The organism is Pseudomonas sp. SD17-1 (genome assembly GCF_029201585.1).
Lineage (GTDB): Bacteria > Pseudomonadota > Gammaproteobacteria > Pseudomonadales > Pseudomonadaceae > Aquipseudomonas > Aquipseudomonas palmensis.
Genome location: NZ_CP104044.1, coordinates 2,079,568 through 2,098,174, shown reverse-complemented (window position 1 = coordinate 2,098,174; position 18,607 = coordinate 2,079,568). Strand labels below are relative to the sequence as shown.

The 18,607-nt window shown below is 64.7% G+C and carries 21 protein-coding genes and 2 tRNA genes; 12 read left to right on the top strand and 11 right to left on the bottom strand.

The window, feature by feature from the left end; translation table 11 throughout:
* Window positions 1-47: 47 nt before the first annotated feature.
* The gene (locus N0B28_RS09430) at window positions 48-1,061 is read right to left on the bottom strand and encodes an AraC family transcriptional regulator (RefSeq protein ID WP_043859675.1); all 1,014 of its coding nucleotides are present in this window, start codon (window positions 1,059-1,061) and stop codon (window positions 48-50) included.
* A gap of 73 nt (window positions 1,062-1,134) precedes the next feature.
* Complete coding sequence (locus tag N0B28_RS09425) at window positions 1,135-1,995, bottom strand: LysR substrate-binding domain-containing protein (RefSeq protein WP_116053428.1); 861 nt, start codon at window positions 1,993-1,995, stop codon at window positions 1,135-1,137.
* A 112-nt stretch (window positions 1,996-2,107) separates the two neighbouring features.
* On the opposite strand from N0B28_RS09425, the gene N0B28_RS09420 reads away from it, so the two are divergent.
* Window positions 2,108-3,214 carry a 2-aminoethylphosphonate--pyruvate transaminase gene (locus N0B28_RS09420; RefSeq protein ID WP_275731571.1) on the top strand — a complete coding sequence of 369 codons (1,107 nt, stop codon included), beginning with the start codon at window positions 2,108-2,110 and terminating at the stop codon, window positions 3,212-3,214.
* 49 nt (window positions 3,215-3,263) lie between these two features.
* Window positions 3,264-4,091, top strand: coding sequence for a phosphonoacetaldehyde hydrolase (phnX, locus tag N0B28_RS09415; RefSeq protein WP_054915714.1), 828 nt, complete (start codon window positions 3,264-3,266; stop codon window positions 4,089-4,091).
* Window positions 4,092-4,192: 101 nt separating this feature from the next.
* Here phnX and N0B28_RS09410 read toward each other — a convergent pair whose 3' ends face one another.
* Entirely contained in the window at window positions 4,193-4,747 is a 555-nt protein-coding gene (locus tag N0B28_RS09410) for an NAD(P)H-dependent oxidoreductase (RefSeq protein WP_078480502.1), read from the bottom strand.
* A 147-nt stretch (window positions 4,748-4,894) separates the two neighbouring features.
* Here N0B28_RS09410 and N0B28_RS09405 point away from each other — a divergent pair, with 147 nt between their 5' ends.
* Window positions 4,895-5,113 carry a hypothetical protein gene (locus tag N0B28_RS09405; protein WP_043859680.1) on the top strand — a complete coding sequence of 73 codons (219 nt, stop codon included), beginning with the start codon at window positions 4,895-4,897 and terminating at the stop codon, window positions 5,111-5,113.
* A 111-nt stretch (window positions 5,114-5,224) separates the two neighbouring features.
* Here N0B28_RS09405 and N0B28_RS09400 read toward each other — a convergent pair.
* Window positions 5,225-5,301, bottom strand: a tRNA-Val gene (locus N0B28_RS09400).
* Window positions 5,302-5,458: 157 nt separating this feature from the next.
* Window positions 5,459-5,535 (bottom strand) — tRNA-Val (locus tag N0B28_RS09395).
* Between the two features lie 204 nt (window positions 5,536-5,739).
* Between N0B28_RS09395 and N0B28_RS09390 the strand changes: the two genes are divergently transcribed.
* A complete protein-coding gene (locus tag N0B28_RS09390; protein ID WP_043863032.1) occupies window positions 5,740-7,023 on the top strand; it encodes an FAD-binding oxidoreductase in 1,284 nt (427 codons plus the stop codon).
* 18 nt (window positions 7,024-7,041) lie between these two features.
* Here N0B28_RS09390 and N0B28_RS09385 read toward each other — a convergent pair whose 3' ends face one another.
* Window positions 7,042-7,779, bottom strand: coding sequence for a peptidase C39 family protein (locus N0B28_RS09385; protein ID WP_275731568.1), 738 nt, complete (start codon window positions 7,777-7,779; stop codon window positions 7,042-7,044).
* A 156-nt stretch (window positions 7,780-7,935) separates the two neighbouring features.
* On the opposite strand from N0B28_RS09385, the gene N0B28_RS09380 reads away from it, so the two are divergent.
* The gene (locus N0B28_RS09380; protein ID WP_167400240.1) at window positions 7,936-8,109 is read left to right on the top strand and encodes a hypothetical protein; all 174 of its coding nucleotides are present in this window, start codon (window positions 7,936-7,938) and stop codon (window positions 8,107-8,109) included.
* An 82-nt stretch (window positions 8,110-8,191) separates the two neighbouring features.
* Here the strand turns inward: N0B28_RS09380 and N0B28_RS09375 are convergent, their stop codons facing one another.
* Window positions 8,192-8,950, bottom strand: coding sequence for a TerC family protein (locus N0B28_RS09375; protein WP_043863034.1), 759 nt, complete (start codon window positions 8,948-8,950; stop codon window positions 8,192-8,194).
* Window positions 8,951-8,981: 31 nt separating this feature from the next.
* Complete coding sequence (locus tag N0B28_RS09370; RefSeq protein WP_078480500.1) at window positions 8,982-9,236, bottom strand: hypothetical protein; 255 nt, start codon at window positions 9,234-9,236, stop codon at window positions 8,982-8,984.
* 115 nt (window positions 9,237-9,351) lie between these two features.
* Between N0B28_RS09370 and nhaR the strand changes: the two genes are divergently transcribed.
* Window positions 9,352-10,257 (top strand): transcriptional activator NhaR, encoded by a 906-nt coding sequence (gene nhaR / locus N0B28_RS09365; protein WP_043863167.1) that lies wholly within the window; start codon window positions 9,352-9,354, stop codon window positions 10,255-10,257.
* Window positions 10,258-10,499: 242 nt separating this feature from the next.
* Window positions 10,500-11,711, top strand: a complete 1,212-nt coding sequence (gene sstT / locus N0B28_RS09360; RefSeq protein ID WP_275731564.1) for a serine/threonine transporter SstT — start codon at window positions 10,500-10,502, stop codon at window positions 11,709-11,711.
* A 66-nt stretch (window positions 11,712-11,777) separates the two neighbouring features.
* On the opposite strand, the gene N0B28_RS09355 is transcribed toward sstT, so the two are convergent.
* The gene (locus tag N0B28_RS09355) at window positions 11,778-12,287 is read right to left on the bottom strand and encodes a DUF1993 domain-containing protein (protein WP_043863037.1); all 510 of its coding nucleotides are present in this window, start codon (window positions 12,285-12,287) and stop codon (window positions 11,778-11,780) included.
* A gap of 124 nt (window positions 12,288-12,411) precedes the next feature.
* Here N0B28_RS09355 and N0B28_RS09350 point away from each other — a divergent pair, with 124 nt between their 5' ends.
* Complete coding sequence (locus N0B28_RS09350; protein WP_043863038.1) at window positions 12,412-13,056, top strand: DUF480 domain-containing protein; 645 nt, start codon at window positions 12,412-12,414, stop codon at window positions 13,054-13,056.
* 87 nt (window positions 13,057-13,143) lie between these two features.
* Here the strand turns inward: N0B28_RS09350 and N0B28_RS09345 are convergent, their stop codons facing one another.
* The gene (locus N0B28_RS09345; RefSeq protein WP_043863039.1) at window positions 13,144-13,959 is read right to left on the bottom strand and encodes a shikimate 5-dehydrogenase; all 816 of its coding nucleotides are present in this window, start codon (window positions 13,957-13,959) and stop codon (window positions 13,144-13,146) included.
* Window positions 13,960-14,150: 191 nt separating this feature from the next.
* On the opposite strand from N0B28_RS09345, the gene N0B28_RS09340 reads away from it, so the two are divergent.
* The 4 genes from N0B28_RS09340 to N0B28_RS09325 all read left to right on the top strand — a co-directional run bounded on the left by N0B28_RS09340 (window position 14,151) and on the right by N0B28_RS09325 (window position 17,504).
* Window positions 14,151-14,516 (top strand): hypothetical protein, encoded by a 366-nt coding sequence (locus N0B28_RS09340; protein WP_054915708.1) that lies wholly within the window; start codon window positions 14,151-14,153, stop codon window positions 14,514-14,516.
* Window positions 14,517-14,637: 121 nt separating this feature from the next.
* Window positions 14,638-14,826: a hypothetical protein gene (locus tag N0B28_RS09335; protein WP_043863041.1), complete on the top strand. Its 189-nt coding sequence runs from the start codon at window positions 14,638-14,640 to the stop codon at window positions 14,824-14,826.
* A gap of 191 nt (window positions 14,827-15,017) precedes the next feature.
* The gene (gene pbpG / locus N0B28_RS09330) at window positions 15,018-15,941 is read left to right on the top strand and encodes a D-alanyl-D-alanine endopeptidase (RefSeq protein ID WP_275731563.1); all 924 of its coding nucleotides are present in this window, start codon (window positions 15,018-15,020) and stop codon (window positions 15,939-15,941) included.
* Window positions 15,942-16,169: 228 nt separating this feature from the next.
* A complete protein-coding gene (locus N0B28_RS09325) occupies window positions 16,170-17,504 on the top strand; it encodes a SidA/IucD/PvdA family monooxygenase (protein ID WP_043863042.1) in 1,335 nt (444 codons plus the stop codon).
* Between the two features lie 15 nt (window positions 17,505-17,519).
* On the opposite strand, the gene N0B28_RS09320 is transcribed toward N0B28_RS09325, so the two are convergent.
* A complete protein-coding gene (locus N0B28_RS09320; protein ID WP_043863043.1) occupies window positions 17,520-18,599 on the bottom strand; it encodes a DUF1615 domain-containing protein in 1,080 nt (359 codons plus the stop codon).
* Between the last annotated feature and the right edge of the window lie 8 nt (window positions 18,600-18,607).

The following is an 18,607-nucleotide window of genomic DNA, read 5'->3' as shown; positions in this document are numbered from 1 at the left end:
AGGAACAGCCCCGCCGGCAAGGGAGCGGGAAGGCTTGCCTCGCGGCCTCAGCCCGAACCCAGCACGAGGCTGCGGTAATGCCCGGGGTTGCACCCCGACCACTTGCGAAAGGCCTTGTAGAACGAACTGGTGTCGGCAAACCCCAGGCGTTCGGCGATCTCCACGTAGCTGACCTGCGCATCGGCCAGCCAGCCGATGGCCAGCTCGCGGCGCACGCTGTCCTTGAGGGCCTGGTAGGTCTGGCCCTGCTCGGCCAGGCGTCGACGCAGGGTGGAGGCCGACAGGCACAGCTGCTGGGCCAGTGCCTCGGCATCCGGCCACTGGCTGGCGGGCAACTGGCGCAGGTCGTCGCGGATACGCCGCGCCAGGCTGGTGGGGTCGCGGTACTTCACCAGAATGTTGGCCGGCGCCTCGGCCAGAAAACGCTGCAGCTCTTCGGGTGTGCGCCTGAGCGGCAGGTCCAGGCAATCGGCAGCGAAAATCAGCCGCGTGCGTGGGCGCTCGAACTGCAGGTTCTGTGAAAACATCACGCGGTAGTCATCGCAGTAGTCCGGCTCGGCGCAGCGCAATTCGATGGCCAGAATCGGAATGCGCCGACCCGCCAGCCAGCAGGCCACACCATGCACGATCATCCAGAAGGTGAAATAGGTGAAGGGTCGGCGCGGCGCCTCGGCGGGTTCGCCGATCACGATTTCAGCCAGGCTCTGCTGGCGCACCAGCACCGGGTGCAGGTGCTCGAGCATCAGCGACAGAAACCCCAGCGCGCACTCCAGGCCCGCGCCCAGGGTCGGCTGGGCCATGGACGAGCGGCAGATGAACGCCAGGCTGCCGCTGCGCAGCCCGCGCGGGTCCATGCAGAAGAACTCGTCGTTGCAGCGACGCGCCAGCAGCCGCCACAGCCGGGCATAGGCACTGGCCGGCACGCGGGCCTGGGGCTGCTCCAGTTGCTGCGGGTCGATCCCCACCCGCTGCAGCAACGCCGCAGCCGCCGCGCCGGGTGCGCTGCTTTGCAACAGGGCCTCGCGCACCAGTTGCATGGAGATGGTGTCTTTCTCCTTCATCGACCCTCACTCGTGTTGCAGGTGGTGTGTGCCGGCCATCTTAGGGGGCCGACGGCAAAACGCCAACGCCGTGTCATGCCGATGACGCCAGCCCGAGAAAGGCCTGGATCAGGCGCAACTCGCGGCGCCGCTCCAGGCAACCGAGCATGTGCTGGTTGACCAGCCCTGGCCCCTCTATGGGCCGGGCCACCACCCGCGGATCGTGGCTGGTCTCCATCGACGAGACGATACCCAGCCCCAGCTGCGCGGCCACCGCCTCGGTCACCGCTTCGCGGCTGTCGAGCTCCAGCAGCACCCGTGGCTGCACCCCGGCCCGGGCACAGGCCTGGTCGAAGGTGCGCCGGGTGATCGAGCCGGGTTCGCGCAGCACCATGATCTGCTGGTCCAGTTCGGCAAGGGGCAACTCGGGGCGGCTGGCCCAGCGATGGCCGGCCGGCAGCAAGGCACAGATACGCGACGGGCCCAGGGCCTGCAGGTGCAGGCCCTTGCGCGGTTCGACCTCGGTCAGCACGGCCACGTCGGCATGCTCGGACAGCAGCGCCGCCAGGGTTTCCTGGGCATTGCCCAGGCGCAGGTTGACCGTGATGCCGGGGTAGCGCACGCGCAGCTGGGCCAGCATCGGCATGACCTGGTGTGGCCCGTCGGCGGCAACTTCCAGGCGCCCGGTAAGCAACTGGCGGTTGGCTTCGAGCATCACCTGCGCCTCCTCGGCCAGGCCGAACATCGCGCGGGTGATGGCGGCCAGGCGGGTGCCCTCCTCGGTCAGCTCCACACGCCGCGCAGTGCGCCGCAGCAGGGTGATCTGGTAATGCTCCTCGAGTGCCTTGATGTGCCCGGTAACCGCTGGCTGGCTGATGAACAGGCGCGCGGCAGCGCGAGTAAAGCTGCCCTCGCGGGCCACCGCATCGAAAGCGCGAAGCTGGAACAGGTTCATATCTATCGGCCTGACTTATGGTTGGCATAACGACAAACAATTTGATTGATGAAGCGCGCAATTGCAACGTAGGCACCGTAGTTTCAGCCCACCGCTTGCGAGGAGCATCGCCATGACCCACCCCCCCGTCCTGCTGACGCCAGGCCCCCTGACCACCTCGGCACGCACGCGGCAGGCGATGATGCTCGACTGGGGCTCATGGGACCGCGAATTCAACACCTTGACCGCCAACCTGTGCCAGCAGTTGCTGAGCATCGTCAATGGCCACGCCAGCCACCATTGCGTGCCCCTGCAAGGCAGCGGCACCTTCGCCGTGGAGGCGGCCATCGGCACGCTGGTGCCCCGTGACGGCAAGGTGCTGGTGCTGGTCAACGGCGCCTATGGGCAGCGCCTGGCCAGGATCTGCCAGGTGCTGGGCCGCGCATTCACCACCTTCGAGACCGCCGAAGACCAGCCCACTACTGCCGCCGATGTCCAACGCCTGATCCGCGCCGATGCCAGCATTACCCACGTGGCGCTGATTCACTGTGAAACCAGTACCGGCATCCTCAACCCGCTGGCGCAGATCGCCCAGGTCGTCGCCGATCATGGCAAGCGCCTGATCATCGACGCCATGAGCTCGTTCGGCGCCCTGCCGATCGACGCGGCCCAGGTGCCTTTTGACGCCCTGATCGCGGCGTCCGGCAAGTGCCTCGAAGGCGTACCAGGCATGGGCTTCGTGTTCACCGACAAGGCCGCACTGGCTGGCGCCGAGGGCAACTCGCCGTCGCTGGCCTTGGACCTGCATGACCAGCATGCCTACATGGCCCGCACCGGCCAGTGGCGCTTCACCCCGCCCACCCACGTGGTGGCGGCGCTGCACGAGGCGCTGCTGCAGTACCACGAGCAAGGCGGCCTGGCGGCGCGCCACCAGCGCTATGCAAGCAACTGCAAGACCCTGCTCGACGGCATGGCGGCCATCGGCTTGCGCAGCTTTCTGCCCGCCACCATCCAGGCCCCGATCATCGTCACCTTCCACGCCCCGCGTGACCCGCGCTACCAGTTCGCGGACTTCTACGAACGGGTCAAGGCCAAGGGGTTCATCCTCTATCCCGGCAAGCTGACCCAGGTCGAGACATTCCGCGTGGGCTGCATCGGCTGCGTCGGCCCCCACGAGATGCGCGCCGCGGTCCAGGCCGTGGCCGATGCGCTGCGGGAAATGGAAGTGCTGCACATCTGATTCCGTTTTATCCCCCTTTTCTGCGGTATACCGAACAAGGAACGCAATGATGAACTACAGCAACCCCACAAAACTGCAAGCGGCCATTCTCGACTGGGCCGGAACCGTGGTCGACTTTGGCTCGTTCGCCCCCACGCAGATCTTCGTCGAGGCCTTTGCCGAATTCGATGTACAGGTGTCCATCGAGGAGGCCCGTGGCCCCATGGGCATGGGCAAGTGGGACCATATCCGCACGCTGTGCGACCAGCCGCAGATTGCCGAGCGCTATCGCGCGGTGTTCGGCCGCGTGCCGAGCGATGATGACGTGACGGCGCTCTACAACCGCTTCATGCCGCTGCAGATCGAAAAGATCGCCACCCATTCGGCGCTGATCCCCGGCGCACTGCAGACCATCAGCGCCCTGCGCCGGCAGGGCCTGAAGATCGGTTCGTGCTCAGGCTATCCGAAGGTGGTGATGGACAAGGTGGTGGAACTGGCCGGGCGCAATGGCTATGTGGCCGACCATGTGGTGGCCACCGACCAGACCCCCAACGGTCGCCCGTGGCCGGCCCAGGCGCTGGCCAACGTGATTGCGCTGGGTATCGACGATGTGGCGGCGTGCGTGAAGGTGGACGACACCGTACCGGGCATTCTGGAAGGGCGTCGTGCCGGCATGTGGACCGTGGCGCTGGTGTGCTCGGGCAACGCGCTGGGGCTGACCCATGAAGGCTACCTGGCGCTGGATGCCGAGCAACTGGCCAGCGAGCGTGCGCGCATTCATGCGCTGTTCGAAGGGTCACGCCCGCACTACCTGATCGACACCATCAATGACCTGCCGCAGGTGGTGGAGGATATCAATCGGCGTTTGGCGCAGGGTGAGATGCCGCAGGGGGTGTAGACCGCGTTGGGGCTTTCGCCGGCAATGCCGGCTCCTGCAATCGGCAAGGCGGCTCCTGCAGGCCAGGAGCCGCCCTCGCCAGCCAAGGGCGCGCCTGGGCCCTATGCCAGGTGCCGCACCACCCACGCCGCATAACTGTCGATGAAGCTCTGCAGAAACGGCCGGGTCTTCTCCGAAAGCTTGCCATGCTCGTCGAACAGCGTCGCCGCCCCACCCACATAGGCCTCTGGCTGCTGCATGCAGGGCACATCGAGAAACACCAGGGACTGGCGCAGGTGGTGGTTGGCACCAAAGCCCCCCACCGCCCCCGGCGACACACTGATCACCGCCCCCGGCTTCTTGCTGAACACGCTCTGCCCATACGGGCGCGAGCCGACGTCGATGGCGTTCTTGAGCACCCCGGGCACCGAGCGGTTGTACTCGGGGGTCACGAACAGCACCGCGTCGCTGGCACGCACCTTGTCGCGAAAGGCCTTGTAGGCTGCGGGCGGGTCGGTGTCGATATCCTCGTTGTACAACGCCAGCTCGCCAATTTCGACGATACCCAGCTTGAGGCTGGCCGGTGCCAGCTCTGCAAGCGCCCTGGCGACCTTGCGGTTGATCGACTCCTTGCGCAAGCTGCCTACCAACACCGCAACCGAATAGACCTGGCTCATGACCACGCTCCAACCTGATCGACATAGAGAAGTGGTAGTTATAGACGCTACGGCGCGGCCCACAGGTTTTTTTCCAGGGGGACTAAACTTCCCAGGCAAAACAGTGGTCTATGGCCCATAGAGAACATTTCAGAGGGCACACGCCAAATGACAGCAGTACTGGTCGGACAATTTCATGCTCGGGATGCTGAAGGACGCATCTACCCCGTTCATGAATTTCAGGAAGCCACCCTGCAGGCCGATGGAAGTGCCGACTCCTTGCCGATCACCAGCTATCGCCTGGCCATCGGCGATCGGGTCAACCACCTGGGCGAGGATCGCTTCGAGCTGGTACAGAGCGGCGTGGAGATCACCCGTATCCCCTGATGCACCGCGCGGCCCGAGCAATCCGGCCGCGCCCTTTGCTTCAGGCAAACAAAAAGGGCGACCCTTGCGGGTCGCCCTTTTTGTGTTACCGCCAGCAGGGGCGGTGATGTTTGGTAGGCACAATTGGATTCGAACCAACGACCCCCACCATGTCAAGGTGGTGCTCTAACCAACTGAGCTATGTGCCTGCTGCGGGGCGCATTCTACTCAGGTTCGAGCCCCCTCGTAAAGCGAAATGTACAAAAAAATCAGCAGCTTTGCCGCGCCCATGAAAACGGCCCAAACGAAAAAGGCGACCCTCTCGGATCGCCTTTTTCGTGTACCGCCAGCAGGGGCGGTGATGTTTGGTAGGCACAATTGGATTCGAACCAACGACCCCCACCATGTCAAGGTGGTGCTCTAACCAACTGAGCTATGTGCCTGCTGTGAGGCGGCATTCTACGCAATCGACGCAGCGTGTCAATACTTTTTTTCACGCTAAGCCACTGAATACTAATATTTTTTACCCCAGCCCGGGTTTGCGCGATTTTTACCGTCTGGCTGGCGGGTGTTTATTATTGTTGATACGATCTGCACAATCGTAAAAAATATAGAACATACAACTACAAACCCTGAGGTGCCCGCACATGGCCAACACCCCCTACCCCCAGTCGTATTACGCCGCATCGGCCAACCCCGTCCCGCAGCGCCCGAGCCTGCAGGAAGAAGTACAGACCGACGTCTGCGTGATCGGTGCGGGTTACACCGGCCTGTCCAGTGCCCTGTTCCTGCTCGAGAACGGTTTCAGCGTCACCGTGCTTGAAGCCGCCAAGGTCGGCTTCGGTGCCTCTGGCCGCAACGGCGGTCAGATCGTCAACAGCTACAGCCGCGACATCGACGTGATCGAACGTACCGTCGGCCCCAAACAGGCACAGCTGCTCGGCCAGATGGCCTTCGAAGGCGGGCGCATCATCCGCGAGCGCGTGGCCAAGTACAACATCCAGTGCGACCTGAAGGACGGTGGCGTGTTCGCCGCCCTGACCAAAAAGCAGATGGGCCACCTGGAATCCCAGCAACGCCTGTGGGAACGCTACGGCCACACCCAGCTGGAACTGATGGACCAGCGTCGCATCCGTGAAGTGGTCGCCTGCGACAGCTACATCGGCGGCATGCTGGACATGAGCGGCGGCCATATCCACCCGCTCAACCTGGCCCTGGGCGAAGCCGCCGCAGTGGAATCGCTGGGTGGCAAGATTTACGAACAGTCCCCGGCCATCCGCATCGAGCGCGGTGCCAACCCGGTCGTGCATACCCCGCAGGGCAAGGTGCGCGCCAAGTTCATCATCGTGGCGGGCAACGCCTACCTGGGCAACCTGGTACCGGAACTGGCCGCCAAGTCGATGCCATGCGGCACTCAGGTGATCACCACCGAGCCGCTGAGCGAAGAGCTGGCACGTACCCTGCTGCCGCAGGACTACTGCGTGGAAGACTGCAACTACCTGCTCGACTACTACCGCCTGACCGGCGACAACCGCCTGATCTTCGGCGGTGGCGTGGTATACGGCGCGCGTGACCCGGCCAACATCGAGGCGATCATCCGCCCGAAAATGCTCAAGGCCTTCCCGCAGCTCAAGGACGTGAAGATCGACTACGCCTGGACCGGCAACTTCCTGCTGACCCTGTCGCGCCTGCCGCAGGTAGGTCGTCTGGGCGACAACATCTACTACTCCCAGGGCTGCAGCGGCCACGGCGTCACCTACACCCACCTGGCCGGCAAGGTGCTGGCCGAGGCCCTGCGCGGCCAGGCCGAGCGTTTCGACGCCTTCGCCGAACTGCCGCACTACCCGTTCCCGGGTGGCCAGATGCTGCGCGTACCGTTCAGTGCCCTGGGCGCGTGGTACTACAGCCTGCGCGACCGCCTGGGCGTGTAAGCCGGCAACCCCGGGCCGTCACTGCCCCACGGCATTGACGGCCTGGCGGGCCGCCTGCTCCTGGCCTGCCTGGGCCAGTTCATTGGCGGCCTTGAGCCAGCGCTGGCGGTCCACCTGGGCCGGCAGTTGGCCGGGCGGCTGCACCAGCACCGCCCAGCTCCCCTCCTTCTTCCAGGCTGCGGCGAAATCGTCGAAGTCCATCAGCAACCGCCGATTGTTGCCCGCACGCAGCAGCACCCGCGACTTGTAGCGGTCATAGCCCACCAGCAGGGCATAGCGCGGCTCGCTCCAGAACGCCGAACCTTCCTGATAGCGCAACAGCACCGGATTGCCCGCGGCCACCTGAGTCAGCAACGCCGGCAGGGTGCCGTCGAGCGGGTACACCACCATGCCGTACTGGCGTGCCACGGTCGCTACCGAGGCCTGCAGCCTGTCGACACCTTGTGGCAGTTGCAAGGGCCCTTTGAGCAGGCCGGGGGTGATGCGCACCCCCTGCTGCGAGAGGATCGCGGCCAGCGCCATCGGCGCGCTCTGGTTGGCGTTACCACGGTAGAACGGCACCGCGCCCAGTTCCACGCGCTGGGGCAGGCTGTTGAGCTGGGATGAAGGCTGGCTGGCGCAACCGGCCAGGCTGGCGGCCAGCAGGCAAGCCAGCAGCAGACGATGGGACACGCGACGTTTGGGGGCGGTGGGCAACATGGACACTCGCTTGTGCTGATGCCGGGCAGACGACGCCCGGCCCTGGCTTGCGATCATAGGCTGGCGCAGGCCTGCGGTATAGCCCGCGGCACGCTTAGAGCGAACTGAACCAAGGCGCTGGACCACTGGTCAACCGTCTGTCACAGACGATGGGCTAGACTGAGCTTGTGTCCGAATGGCGAGTGCAGCTTGCCCAGTCGAAGGAGGCACGCAATGAGTCTGACGATGGGAATCTTTCTGTTGATAGGCACGTGGCTGGTGGTAGCCGCAGCCATGCTCTGGGGGGTGTTGCGCATCGCGCGCCGCCACCATCTGCACCATCCGCAGCCGACCAGGGCTGCATCCGAGGCACAGCGGCACGCTCGCCGCCACGCCAACGCGCACTGACGCGACACTGCATAACAACCTTCGCCGACAACGCCGGCGTCTGCAGGTGCGTCCTGCAGAGCCGACGTCGCTGGCGAAGCGGTCAGTCAGGTTTCGCTTGCAGCGCCTCGCGCCGCTCGCGAGCCCGGCGCGACATGATGTTGAGCACCTCGATCGCGGTGGAGAACGCCATCGCCGCATACACATAACCCTTGGGCACGTGGGCACCGAAGCCTTCGGCGATCAGGGTCATGCCGATCATGATCAGGAAGCCCAGGGCCAGCATCACCACGGTAGGGTTGTCGTTGATGAACCGGGCCAGCGGGTCGGCGGCCACCAGCATCACGATCACCGCACTGATCACCGCGATGATCATGATCGGCAAGTGCTCGGTCATGCCCACGGCCGTGATGATGCTGTCGATCGAGAACACGATGTCCAGTACCAGGATCTGCCCGATCGCCGCGGCAAAGCCCAGGGTCACGGTAGACGACGCCTTGGTCTCTTCCTTGGCACGCGGGTCGACGCTATGGTGAATCTCGGACGTCGCCTTCCACAGCAGGAACAGGCCACCGGCGATCAGGATCATGTCCTTCCACGAGAAGGCATGGCCGAACACGTCCACCACCGGCTCGGTAAGCTGCACGATCCACGCCACGGTGCTGAGCAGGCCCAGGCGCATCACCAGCGCCATGCTGATACCGATGCGCCGTGCCTTGGAGCGGAACTGCTCAGGCAGCTTGTTGGTGAGAATCGAGATGAAGATCAGGTTGTCGATGCCCAGCACGATCTCCATGGCCACCAGGGTAGCCAGGGCCACCCAGGCGGTCGGGCTTGCAGCAAGTTCCAACAGGTATTCCATGAATCAATCCTGAATCAGTGTGGGTAAAAAATCAGATTTCCCGGGCGCTGTCGTCGCGCTCGGGTTTGTCCTGGGACTCATCGGGCTTTTTCGCCAGGGGCGAACCGGTCGCGTCGCTGAGCGCCTGCTGGGCGGCATCGTTGGTCTTGTCGATCGCTTCCTTGGCCGACTGGGCAGCCTGGTTGAGCATCTGCTGGGCAGATTTTTCCGCCTGCTCGCAACCGCTCATGGCCAGCAGCGCCAGCGCCATCACCAGGGGTGTGCCAATCGATTTGAAATACAGCATGGGTTCCTCTCTGAAGGTCTTGCCTTGATAGCGACGCATTCTAAAGAGACTGAAACATCCGGAAAATTCGTATTTTCAGCAGTTATACTTCGGTTTTTACGAATCGGAGATGCACATGCTCAACTACCGACAACTGCATTACTTCTGGGTCGTGGCCAAGACCGGCAGCATCGTGCGTGCCGGCGAGCAGCTCAATCTCACCCCGCAGACCATCAGCGGGCAGATCAGCCTGCTTGAGCATAGCTACGGTATCGAATTGTTTCGCCGTGTGGGACGCCAGCTCGAACTGACCGAGACCGGGCGCCAGGCCCTGTCCTACGCCGAGCAGATGTTCCAGATTGGCGGCGAACTGGAAGCAGTGCTGCGCGCCCAGCCCGATGAGCAGCAGATTCTGTTTCGCGTGGGGGTGGCCGACGTGGTGCCCAAGTCGATCGTGTACCGGCTGCTGGCGCCGACCATGGAGCTGCCCGACCCGCTGCGCCTGACCTGCCGCGAGGACAAGCTCGAGCGCCTGCTGGCAGATTTGGCAGTACAGCGCCTGGACATGGTGATTTCCGACAGCCCGATGCCCAGCCATCTGGACATCAAGGGCTACAGCCAGAAGCTCGGGGAGTGCGGCATCAGTTTCTTCGCCACCCCGGCACTGGCTGCCCTGCATCCGGCGCCCTTTCCTGTCGGCCTGCAGCATGCACCGATGCTCATTCCCGGCCAGGAGACGGTGGTGCGCAGCCGGCTGCTTCGCTGGTTCGCCGAGCAACAGTTGCAGCCGCGCATCGTCGGCGAATTCGATGACAGTGCGCTGATGCAGGCATTCGGGCAGTCGGGCAGCGGCATCTTCATCGCCCCCAGCGTGATCGCCGACGAGGTCTGCCGCCAGTACGGGGTGGAGTTGATCGGCCAGACCGATGCCGTCACCGAGTCGTTCTATGCCATTTCGGTAGAGCGCAAGGTCAAGCACCCGGGCATCGTCGCGATCACCGAAGGTGCCCGCCGCGAGCTGTTCAACTGGCCTGCGCCCTGAGAGACACACGGCACCGACATCACATCCCGGGCCTAAACATTCCACGGCCCGAACCGTCGATAGAAGGACGCGCCGACGCATCGCGACAACACGCCCCACCTACCGCCAGGCAGTGTGCTGCGGTCAGGGCCCGCGTGCTGTGCTAAAGTCCCGCCCCTTTCGCCGCAGGGCTTGCCCGCGGCATGCCTTTGCTACGCTATCCGGGCCTCCCGGACCTTGCACAAGAACGAGAAACACCTGTCATGACCCCACTTCTGAACCTGTTGAACCGTACCAGTCTGGTACTGCAGATCGTGATCGGCCTGGTGGCCGGCATTGCCGTGGCGCTGCTCTGGCCAGCCGCCGCGCTGAACCTGGCATTTATCGGCAAGATATTTGTCAGTGCACTCAAGGCGGTGGCACCCATTCTGGTGTTCATCCTGGTGATGGCTTCCATCGCCAACCACAGGCACGGCCAGGAAACCCATATCCGCCCTATTCTGGTGCTCTATCTTTTCGGCACCTTTTCCGCAGCGGTAGTGGCGGTGGTCGCCAGCATGCTGTTCCCCTCCCAGCTGGTGCTGGCCACTCATGATGTGGCGATGAGCCCGCCTGGTGGCATCAGCGAAGTGCTGCAAGGCCTGCTGCTGAGCGTGGTGGCCAACCCGGTGACTGCGCTGATGGAGGCCAACTTCATCGGCATCCTGGCCTGGGCGATCGCCCTGGGCGTGGCTATCCGACATGCCGGTGAAACCACCCGCACCGTGGTCGACGACCTGTCCAAGGGCGTAACGCTGATCGTGCGCATGGTCATCCGTTTCGCGCCTCTGGGGATCTTCGGCCTGGTGGCGGCGACCCTGGCCGAATCCGGCCTGGGGGCCCTGCTGGGCTACCTGCACCTGCTGGCGGTGCTGATCGGCTGCATGCTGTTCGTGGCGCTGGTGATGAACCCGCTGATCGTGTACTGGAAAATCCGTCGCAACCCATTCCCGCTGACGCTGCTGTGCCTGCGCGAAAGCGGAATCACCGCGTTCTTCACCCGCAGCTCGGCCGCCAACATTCCGGTCAACCTGGCCCTGAGCGAAAAGCTCGGGCTGCATGAAGACACCTACTCGGTGTCGATCCCGCTGGGTGCGACCATCAACATGGCCGGCGCGGCCATCACCATCACCGTGCTGACCCTGGCGGCGGTGCATACCCTGGGCATCAGCGTCGACCTGCCCACGGCCATCCTGCTCAGCGTGGTCGCCGCCGTGTGCGCATGCGGCGCCTCGGGTGTGGCGGGCGGCTCGCTGCTGCTGATTCCGCTGGCGTGCGGCCTGTTCGGCATTCCCAGCGAGGTGGCCATGCAGGTGGTGGCGGTAGGCTTCATCATCGGCATCCTGCAGGACTCGGCCGAAACGGCGCTCAATTCGTCCACCGACGTGCTGTTCACGGCCGCCGCGTGCGAGGCCGAGGAACGCCAGGCGAGCTGATCCTGGCAGGCATGAAAAAGCCCGGCAAGGCGTTGACCTTGCCGGGCTTTTTTCATGCCTGGGTAATCAGAACGCGCCCATGTAGTCGCGCTTGCCGATTTCCACGCCATTGTGGCGCAGGATGGCGTAGGCCGTGGTCACGTGGAAGAAGAACTGCGGCAGGCCGTAGGTCAGCAGGTAGCTCTGGCCGGTAAAGCGTTTTTCTTTCGGCGTACCCGGACGGGTGATGATCTCGATGCCTTCCTTGCCGTCGATCTGCTTCGCTTCGATCTGCTCGACGAAGGCCAACACCTTGGCGATCAGCGCCTGCAGCTCGGCAAAGGTGGTTTCAGTGTCGTCGTATTTGGGCAGTTCGACCTCGGCCAGGCGGGCCGAAACCCCCTTGGCGAAGTCCACGGCAATCTGCACCTGGCGAACCAGCGGGAACATGTCGGGGTACAGGCGCGCCTGCAGGAAGACATTGGCGTCGATATTCTTCGCCTCGGCGTGCGCCTGGGCCTTGCCCAGCACATCGCTCAGGGCATTGAGCATCTGCTTGAAAACGGGAACAGAGGCGGCGTACAGGGAAATGGTCATGACAGTCTCGCTGGGTGATGGATTGAGCGTGGCCGATTATAGACACGCTTGGCGGCGCCCGGCGGCTTGTCTTTTATTCTGCAAGGATTAGGCTAGTTGCCTTCCACAGCATAGGGAACGCGCGATGAGCACTGAGTTGGACACCCCCGTTGACGAGCAGCGCCTCGACAGCACGCAAATCCGTATCCTCGGCGCCTTGATCGAAAAGCAGGCCACCAGCCCCGAAACCTACCCCCTCACCCTCAACGCCGTGGTGCTGGCCTGCAACCAGAAGACCAGCCGCGAGCCGGTGATGAACCTGACCCAGGGCCAGGTCGGCCAGAGCCTGCGTGCCCTCGAAAGCCAGGGCCTGGCGCGCCTGCAGATGGGCAGCCGGGCCGACCGCTGGGAGCACCGCGTCGACAAGGCGCTGGAGCTGGTACCGGCGCAACAGGTGCTGCTGGGGCTGATGTTCCTGCGCGGGCCGCAGACGGTCAGCGAGCTGCTGACGCGCAGCAACCGCATGCATGAATTCGAGGATGCCGAACAGGTGCTGCATCAGCTGGAGCGCCTGGTAGCCCGGGGCTTTGCCCTGCACCTGCCGCGCCAGCCCGGCCAGCGCGAAGACCGCTACACCCATGCCTTCGGCGACCCGGCCGACATCGAAGCGATTCTGGCGGCACGCCAGCAAGGCGCGGAACGCCCTGTCGGCGGCGTGTCGGCCGAGCGCATCGAGGCACTGGAGGCGCGTATCGCGGCGCTGGAAGAACGCCTGGCGCAGCTGGAGTAGCCAGCTCGGCACAGGGTCGAGCAACACGTTGCGGGAGCGCGTTCAGTCGCTCCCGCTCACTGCCTGGCGCGAACCTGCCTGCAGGGCTCAATCGCCCCGCGCAAACGCCACCGCTTCGGCGATCTGCCGTGAATCGGGGCGCACCCCGGTATACAGCACGAACTGCTCCAGCGCCTGCAGCGCAATCACCTCCAGCCCGGTAACCACTGGTTTGCCAGCAGCCTGGGCGGCCACGATCAAGGGCGTCTGCGCCGGCATCGCCACCACGTCGAACACCGCCTGCGCCGCCTCGATCTGCTCGTGCTCGAAGGCCAGTTGCTGCGCCTCGGCCCCGCCCGCCATGCCGATCGGCGTCACGTTCACCAGCAACCGGGCCCGCACACCGTGTGGCTCGGCCTGCCAGCGATAGCCACAGGTGCGGGCCAGCCGCTCGCCGGCCTCGCGATTGCGCGCAACGATCGTGCCGTCGCTGAAACCGGCATCGCGCAGCGCGCACGCCACCGCCTTGGCCATGCCGCCGCTGCCGCGCAGCGCCACGCTCCATGCAGGGTCCAGGCGATGCTGGTGGATCAGTTGACGCACCGCCAGGTAATCGGTGTTGAAGCCCTTGAGATGCCCCTGGGTGTTGACCAGCGTGTTCACCGAATCGATGGCCGCCGCCGAGGGGTCCAGTTCATCGAGCAACGCGATGCAGGCCTCCTTGAACGGCATCGACACACCGCACCCACGCACACCCAGCGCGCGAATGCCGGCCACGGCGGCCGGCAGGTCGGTGGTGGTCATGGCCTTGTAGTAGTAATCCAGCCCCAGCTGCTGGTACAGATGGTTATGAAAGCGCACGCCGAAGGTACCGGGGCGCCCGGCCAGGGACATGCACAAAACGGTGTCTTTGCTGGGGGTCATCGATTGGCTCCTGAAAACGGCAGGGGCACCAGTATGCACTCACTGCCCACCGAACCGTTGATCGGGGCTTACACAACCTTTACTCAACGCCCGTGCCATTTTTCCGGGGCTGCGGTCTTATGGGTATCCCCGCGCCACGTCTTGGGTGTCTCGACAGCACCAGCGCCGGGGCTGCAAACCGAGGAGTCTTCATGAACCGTCACATCCCGAGAATCGCCCTGCTGGTTGGCGCCCTGGCCGTCTGCGGGCAAGCGGCCGCCCACGGTGGTGGCGGCGGCTGGCACGGCGGTGCCGGCCCGGTGCTTGGCGCGGCCGTCGTCGGTGCCGTGGTGGGTGCGGTGGTGTCCGGCAATCACGACCGTACCGTCTACGTCGAGCGCCAGCCGGCCTACTACGGTCCCCCGCCGGTGTATGTCCAGGCCCCGCCGCCGCCGGTGTACTACCAGCCGTACCCGCCGTATCCGGTAGTGGAGCGCTACGTACCGGTACCGCCGCCGTATTACCGCGAGCGCTACTACGGCCCGCCACCGGTGTACTACGGACCGCCCCGCTGGTAGCACCGGCCCAGCGCCCTGCCTGCGGGCAGGGCGCTGGCTGTCGGGGAAACCGCCCGCATTGGCTTGATCGCCGTTCAGGCCTAGGCTGGCATACCCTCACAGCCTGAACTCAGGAGTTCGCATGACCGCTGAAAAAGGATTTCCAGCCCCGCTCGACCCAGCCCAACACCCCCTTGCCGCCGCGCAGCAGATGACCCTGGCGATCATCCTCAGCGGCCAGTACAAGCTGCCGCAGACGCCCGCCAAGGCGGCCGAGGCAGGTCACGAGCTGCTCAAGGCCGTCACCGCCGGCTACCTCAAGTCCCGCTAAGGTCCCGCTCGGCTGGTTCGGCACGCCGATCCAGCCGCTGCAAACGAAGCCCAGGGTTAAATAAATTTCATAGTTCGCCCAATGTTTACGGGGCAATCGACACAGACTCGACCATACTCCTAGAATGTAACGGCTTGTAATAAAAAACCTGTGCACAGCCAACGACATACCTACATTTAGTGAGCACCAACGTGAAAACCTCCCTGTCTATTCTCAGCCTGCTGCTGATGCTCACTGGCACTGCCAGCGTCACGTCGAACGCTGTTGCCCAACCGGCCCCCCAGGTCCAGCGCGACCCTGCCAAGCTGCACCTGGCCTCGGGCAGTGCACTGCTGATCGACCTGCAGACCAACAAGGTGCTCTATGCGAGCAACCCGGACCGTGTGGTGCCGATCGCCTCGGTCACCAAACTGATGACCGCGATGGTGGTGCTCGATGCCAAGCAGGCCATGGACGAACTCCTGACCATCACCATCGCCCAGACCAAGGAAATGAAGGGCGTGTACTCGCGGGTTCGCCTGGGTAGCGAGCTGAACCGTCGCGACACCCTGCTGATTACCCTGATGTCCTCGGAAAACCGGGCCGCCGCGACCCTTGCGCACCACTACCCCGGTGGCTACGCCGCCTTCATCAAGGCCATGAACGCCAAGGCCAAGGCCCTGGGCATGAGCCATACCCGCTATGTGGAACCCACCGGCCTGTCGACCAGCAACGTGTCCACCGCCCGCGACCTGAGCAAGCTGCTGCTGGCCGCGCGCAGCTACCCGCTGCTGAGCGAGCTGAGCACCACCCGCGAAAAGACCGTGGCCTTCAAGAAACCCAACTACACCCTGGGCTTTCGCAACACCGACCACCTGGTCAACAAGAGCAACTGGGACATCAAGCTGACCAAGACCGGCTTCACCAACGAGGCCGGTCATTGCCTGGTGCTGCTGACGCGGATGGACAATCGCCCGGTGGCCATGGTGATACTCGATGCCTTCGGCAAGTACACCCATTTCGCCGATGCCAGCCGCATGCGCCAATGGCTGGAAACCGGCGACGCCAAACCCGCCCCGGCCGTCGCGATCCGCTACAAGGCCGAACGCAGCCAGAACCGCCCTGCGGTCGACTGACCCGCCGAGGCTGCCGCGCCTTGCGCGGCAGCCTTCGGGCTTTACTGCCAAGCCCCACTCCCCTGCTGCGCTTCAATGTGCGAGAACTTCAACTGGCCGACCGCCTGTGCATGCCGAAGAGGTCGAGTAAATTCTGGCTCTGACAGCTCGTTCTATCGGTGTATTTGCGCAGGATTCGGGGCGCGCGCCACACACGCCCCCCACTCGACCCTCCAAGGAATCGCACCCATGAGCCAGACTGCATCATCCGAAACAATCCACGACCTGATCGGCGTCGGCTTCGGCCCCTCCAACCTGGCCCTGGCCATCGCCCTGGAAGAACTCGCCCAGACCAACGGCCATGCCCTCGATGCGCTGTTCATCGACAAGCAGAGCGACTACCGCTGGCACGGCAACACCCTGGCCACCCAGAGTGAACTGCAGATTTCCTTCCTCAAGGACCTGGTGTCCCTGCGCAACCCCACCAGCCCCTACAGCTTCGTCAACTACCTGCACCAGAAGAAGCGCCTGGCCGACTTCATCAACCTTGGCACCTTCTACCCCTGCCGCCTGGAGTACAACGACTACCTGCGCTGGGCCGCCGAGCACTTCGCCACCCAGGCGGTGTATGGCGAGGAGATCCTGCGCGTGGAACCTGAACTGCTGGACGGGCGTATCGACCACCTGCGCGTGATCTCCCGCAGCGCCCAGGGCCATGAACGCCTGCGCCGGGCACGCTCGGTGGTGGTGGGCAGCGGCGGCACGCCGAAGATCCCGCCGGTATTCGCGCCCTTCAAGGACGATCCGCGCGTGTTCCACCACTCCCAGTACCTGAACAGCCTGGAACAACTGCCGTGCACCCAGGGCAAGCCCATGCGCATCGCGATCATCGGCTCGGGGCAAAGCGCCGCCGAGGCCCTGATCGACCTGAACGACAGCTACCCGTCGGTCAAGGCCGACATGATCCTGCGCGGCTCGGCACTCAAGCCGGCCGATGACAGCCCGTTCGTCAACGAGGTCTTCACCCCCGACTACACCGACCTGGTGTTCAACCAGCCCCAGGCCGAGCGTGCCAAGCTGATCTCCGAGTACCACAACACCAACTACTCGGTAGTGGACATCGACCTGATCGAACGCATCTACGGCATGCTCTACCGTCAGAAAGTCGCCCATCAGTACCGTCACGCCGTTCTGTGCCGACGCAACATCGAGGCCGCCGTCAGCACCGACAAGGGCATCGAGCTGACCCTGCGCGACCTGGCCACCGGCATCCAGCAGACCCACGTGTACGACGCGGTGATTCTTGCCACCGGCTATGAGCGCCGCTCCCATCGCGAGCTGCTGGCGCCGCTGCAACAGCACCTCAAGGACTTCGAAGTGGACCGCGACTATCGCGTGCTGGCCAGCCCGGAGCTCAACGCGGCGGTCTACCTGCAGGGCTTCTGCGAAGCGTCACACGGCCTGAGCGATACCCTGCTGTCGGTACTGCCGGTGCGCGCAGCCGAGATCGGCCAGTCGCTGTACCAGAGCCTGGGCCAGCGCGCCAGCAACGCCCGCGCCAGCGCGACCCTGGCCAGCGCCTGAACCTGCCCCGTGCTATCAGCGCTGCATGCAGCGCCGATAGCGCTCATCCACCCGTTTGGCAAACCATGCCGTGGTCAGCTTTCGGGTGATCTTGGGGCTCTTGAGTTCGATGCCTGGCAACTGCGCCCGCGGCAACGGCTTGCCCGCAGCCGCCTCGGCCAGTGCATACACCCGCTGATACAGCCGCGTGCGCTCGAATGCCAGGCTGTCCCCCTCCTCCAGCTGACTGCGAATGGTCGGGTTGCGCAGGCCGAGCCTGTCACCCAGGCGCCGTACCGCCTGTTCGGTGGCCCCCGGAAAAATCGCCCCTGGCGCGATCAGGTCGCCGTCCAGCGCCAGTTCCACGCCCGACGCCTGGCTGACCGCATGCTGGAACGCCGCGTTGCGGCTTGCGTACCAGCCTGCATTGAAGTCGGCAAACCGATACAGCGGCTGCTCGTAGCTGGCTGGGTAACCCAGCAGATGGGCGATGCCGAAGTACAGCCCGCCGCGCCGAGTGAACACTTCCTGGCGCAGGGTGCCGCTGTAGGCATAGGGGTAGTCCTGGGCGTGGCGTTCGGCGAACGCGATGCTGACCTGCATCGGCCCCCCGGTGCGCACCGGGTTCAGGTCGCCGAGCAAGGTACGCCCAAGCGGCAGCGAACCGATCAGGTCGTCGAACAGTGCACTCAGTTGCTTCTCGCTGCGCACCGCCGCCAGTCGCTGGCTGTAGGTTCTGCCATCGGGCGAGTGGGTTTGCAGCGCGGCCTCCACCAGCCGCTGCGGAACATGCAGACGCGCCGCACGCCGGTCGATCTCGGCGCGGGCAATGCGCCCCAGGCCGGGCACCTGCGGGTCGGCCTGGTAGGTCGACTCCTGCTCGGTCACCGCCAGCACCGCGCACAGGTTGCTGCGGCTGGGGTCGAGCTTCTGTGCGGCAAACGCCGTCTGAATGTCCGCCGCCCACCCTTCACGGTCACCAGTGGCGGCTGGCATCAGTGCAACCACCGTGGCGCGCACCTGGGCCGGCGTGGTCTGTTGCGCCCCACGCTGGCCGGCGCACCCCTGCAACAGCAGCGCCAGCGTGGCCAGCACCATCCATCCGCGTAAAGGCATACAGCCCC

What these genes read in the sequence shown, in the direction of transcription:
- N0B28_RS09405 (WP_043859680.1), top strand. Translation starts at nt 4,895, where the DNA reads ATGACAGCAGTACTGGTCGGACAATTTCATGCTCGGGATGCTGAAGGA.
- N0B28_RS09320 (WP_043863043.1), bottom strand. Translation starts at nt 18,599, where the DNA reads ATGCCTTTACGCGGATGGATGGTGCTGGCCACGCTGGCGCTGCTGTTG.
- N0B28_RS09385 (WP_275731568.1), bottom strand. Translation starts at nt 7,779, where the DNA reads ATGATCGCAAGCCAGGGCCGGGCGTCGTCTGCCCGGCATCAGCACAAG.
- N0B28_RS09375 (WP_043863034.1), bottom strand. Translation starts at nt 8,950, where the DNA reads ATGGAATACCTGTTGGAACTTGCTGCAAGCCCGACCGCCTGGGTGGCC.
- sstT (WP_275731564.1), top strand. Translation starts at nt 10,500, where the DNA reads ATGACCCCACTTCTGAACCTGTTGAACCGTACCAGTCTGGTACTGCAG.
- N0B28_RS09335 (WP_043863041.1), top strand. Translation starts at nt 14,638, where the DNA reads ATGACCGCTGAAAAAGGATTTCCAGCCCCGCTCGACCCAGCCCAACAC.
- N0B28_RS09425 (WP_116053428.1), bottom strand. Translation starts at nt 1,995, where the DNA reads ATGAACCTGTTCCAGCTTCGCGCTTTCGATGCGGTGGCCCGCGAGGGC.
- N0B28_RS09325 (WP_043863042.1), top strand. Translation starts at nt 16,170, where the DNA reads ATGAGCCAGACTGCATCATCCGAAACAATCCACGACCTGATCGGCGTC.
- nhaR (WP_043863167.1), top strand. Translation starts at nt 9,352, where the DNA reads ATGCTCAACTACCGACAACTGCATTACTTCTGGGTCGTGGCCAAGACC.
- N0B28_RS09420 (WP_275731571.1), top strand. Translation starts at nt 2,108, where the DNA reads ATGACCCACCCCCCCGTCCTGCTGACGCCAGGCCCCCTGACCACCTCG.
- N0B28_RS09390 (WP_043863032.1), top strand. Translation starts at nt 5,740, where the DNA reads ATGGCCAACACCCCCTACCCCCAGTCGTATTACGCCGCATCGGCCAAC.
- N0B28_RS09340 (WP_054915708.1), top strand. Translation starts at nt 14,151, where the DNA reads ATGAACCGTCACATCCCGAGAATCGCCCTGCTGGTTGGCGCCCTGGCC.
- N0B28_RS09410 (WP_078480502.1), bottom strand. Translation starts at nt 4,747, where the DNA reads ATGAGCCAGGTCTATTCGGTTGCGGTGTTGGTAGGCAGCTTGCGCAAG.
- N0B28_RS09370 (WP_078480500.1), bottom strand. Translation starts at nt 9,236, where the DNA reads ATGCTGTATTTCAAATCGATTGGCACACCCCTGGTGATGGCGCTGGCG.
- N0B28_RS09355 (WP_043863037.1), bottom strand. Translation starts at nt 12,287, where the DNA reads ATGACCATTTCCCTGTACGCCGCCTCTGTTCCCGTTTTCAAGCAGATG.
- N0B28_RS09380 (WP_167400240.1), top strand. Translation starts at nt 7,936, where the DNA reads ATGAGTCTGACGATGGGAATCTTTCTGTTGATAGGCACGTGGCTGGTG.
- N0B28_RS09350 (WP_043863038.1), top strand. Translation starts at nt 12,412, where the DNA reads ATGAGCACTGAGTTGGACACCCCCGTTGACGAGCAGCGCCTCGACAGC.
- N0B28_RS09345 (WP_043863039.1), bottom strand. Translation starts at nt 13,959, where the DNA reads ATGACCCCCAGCAAAGACACCGTTTTGTGCATGTCCCTGGCCGGGCGC.
- phnX (WP_054915714.1), top strand. Translation starts at nt 3,264, where the DNA reads ATGAACTACAGCAACCCCACAAAACTGCAAGCGGCCATTCTCGACTGG.
- N0B28_RS09430 (WP_043859675.1), bottom strand. Translation starts at nt 1,061, where the DNA reads ATGAAGGAGAAAGACACCATCTCCATGCAACTGGTGCGCGAGGCCCTG.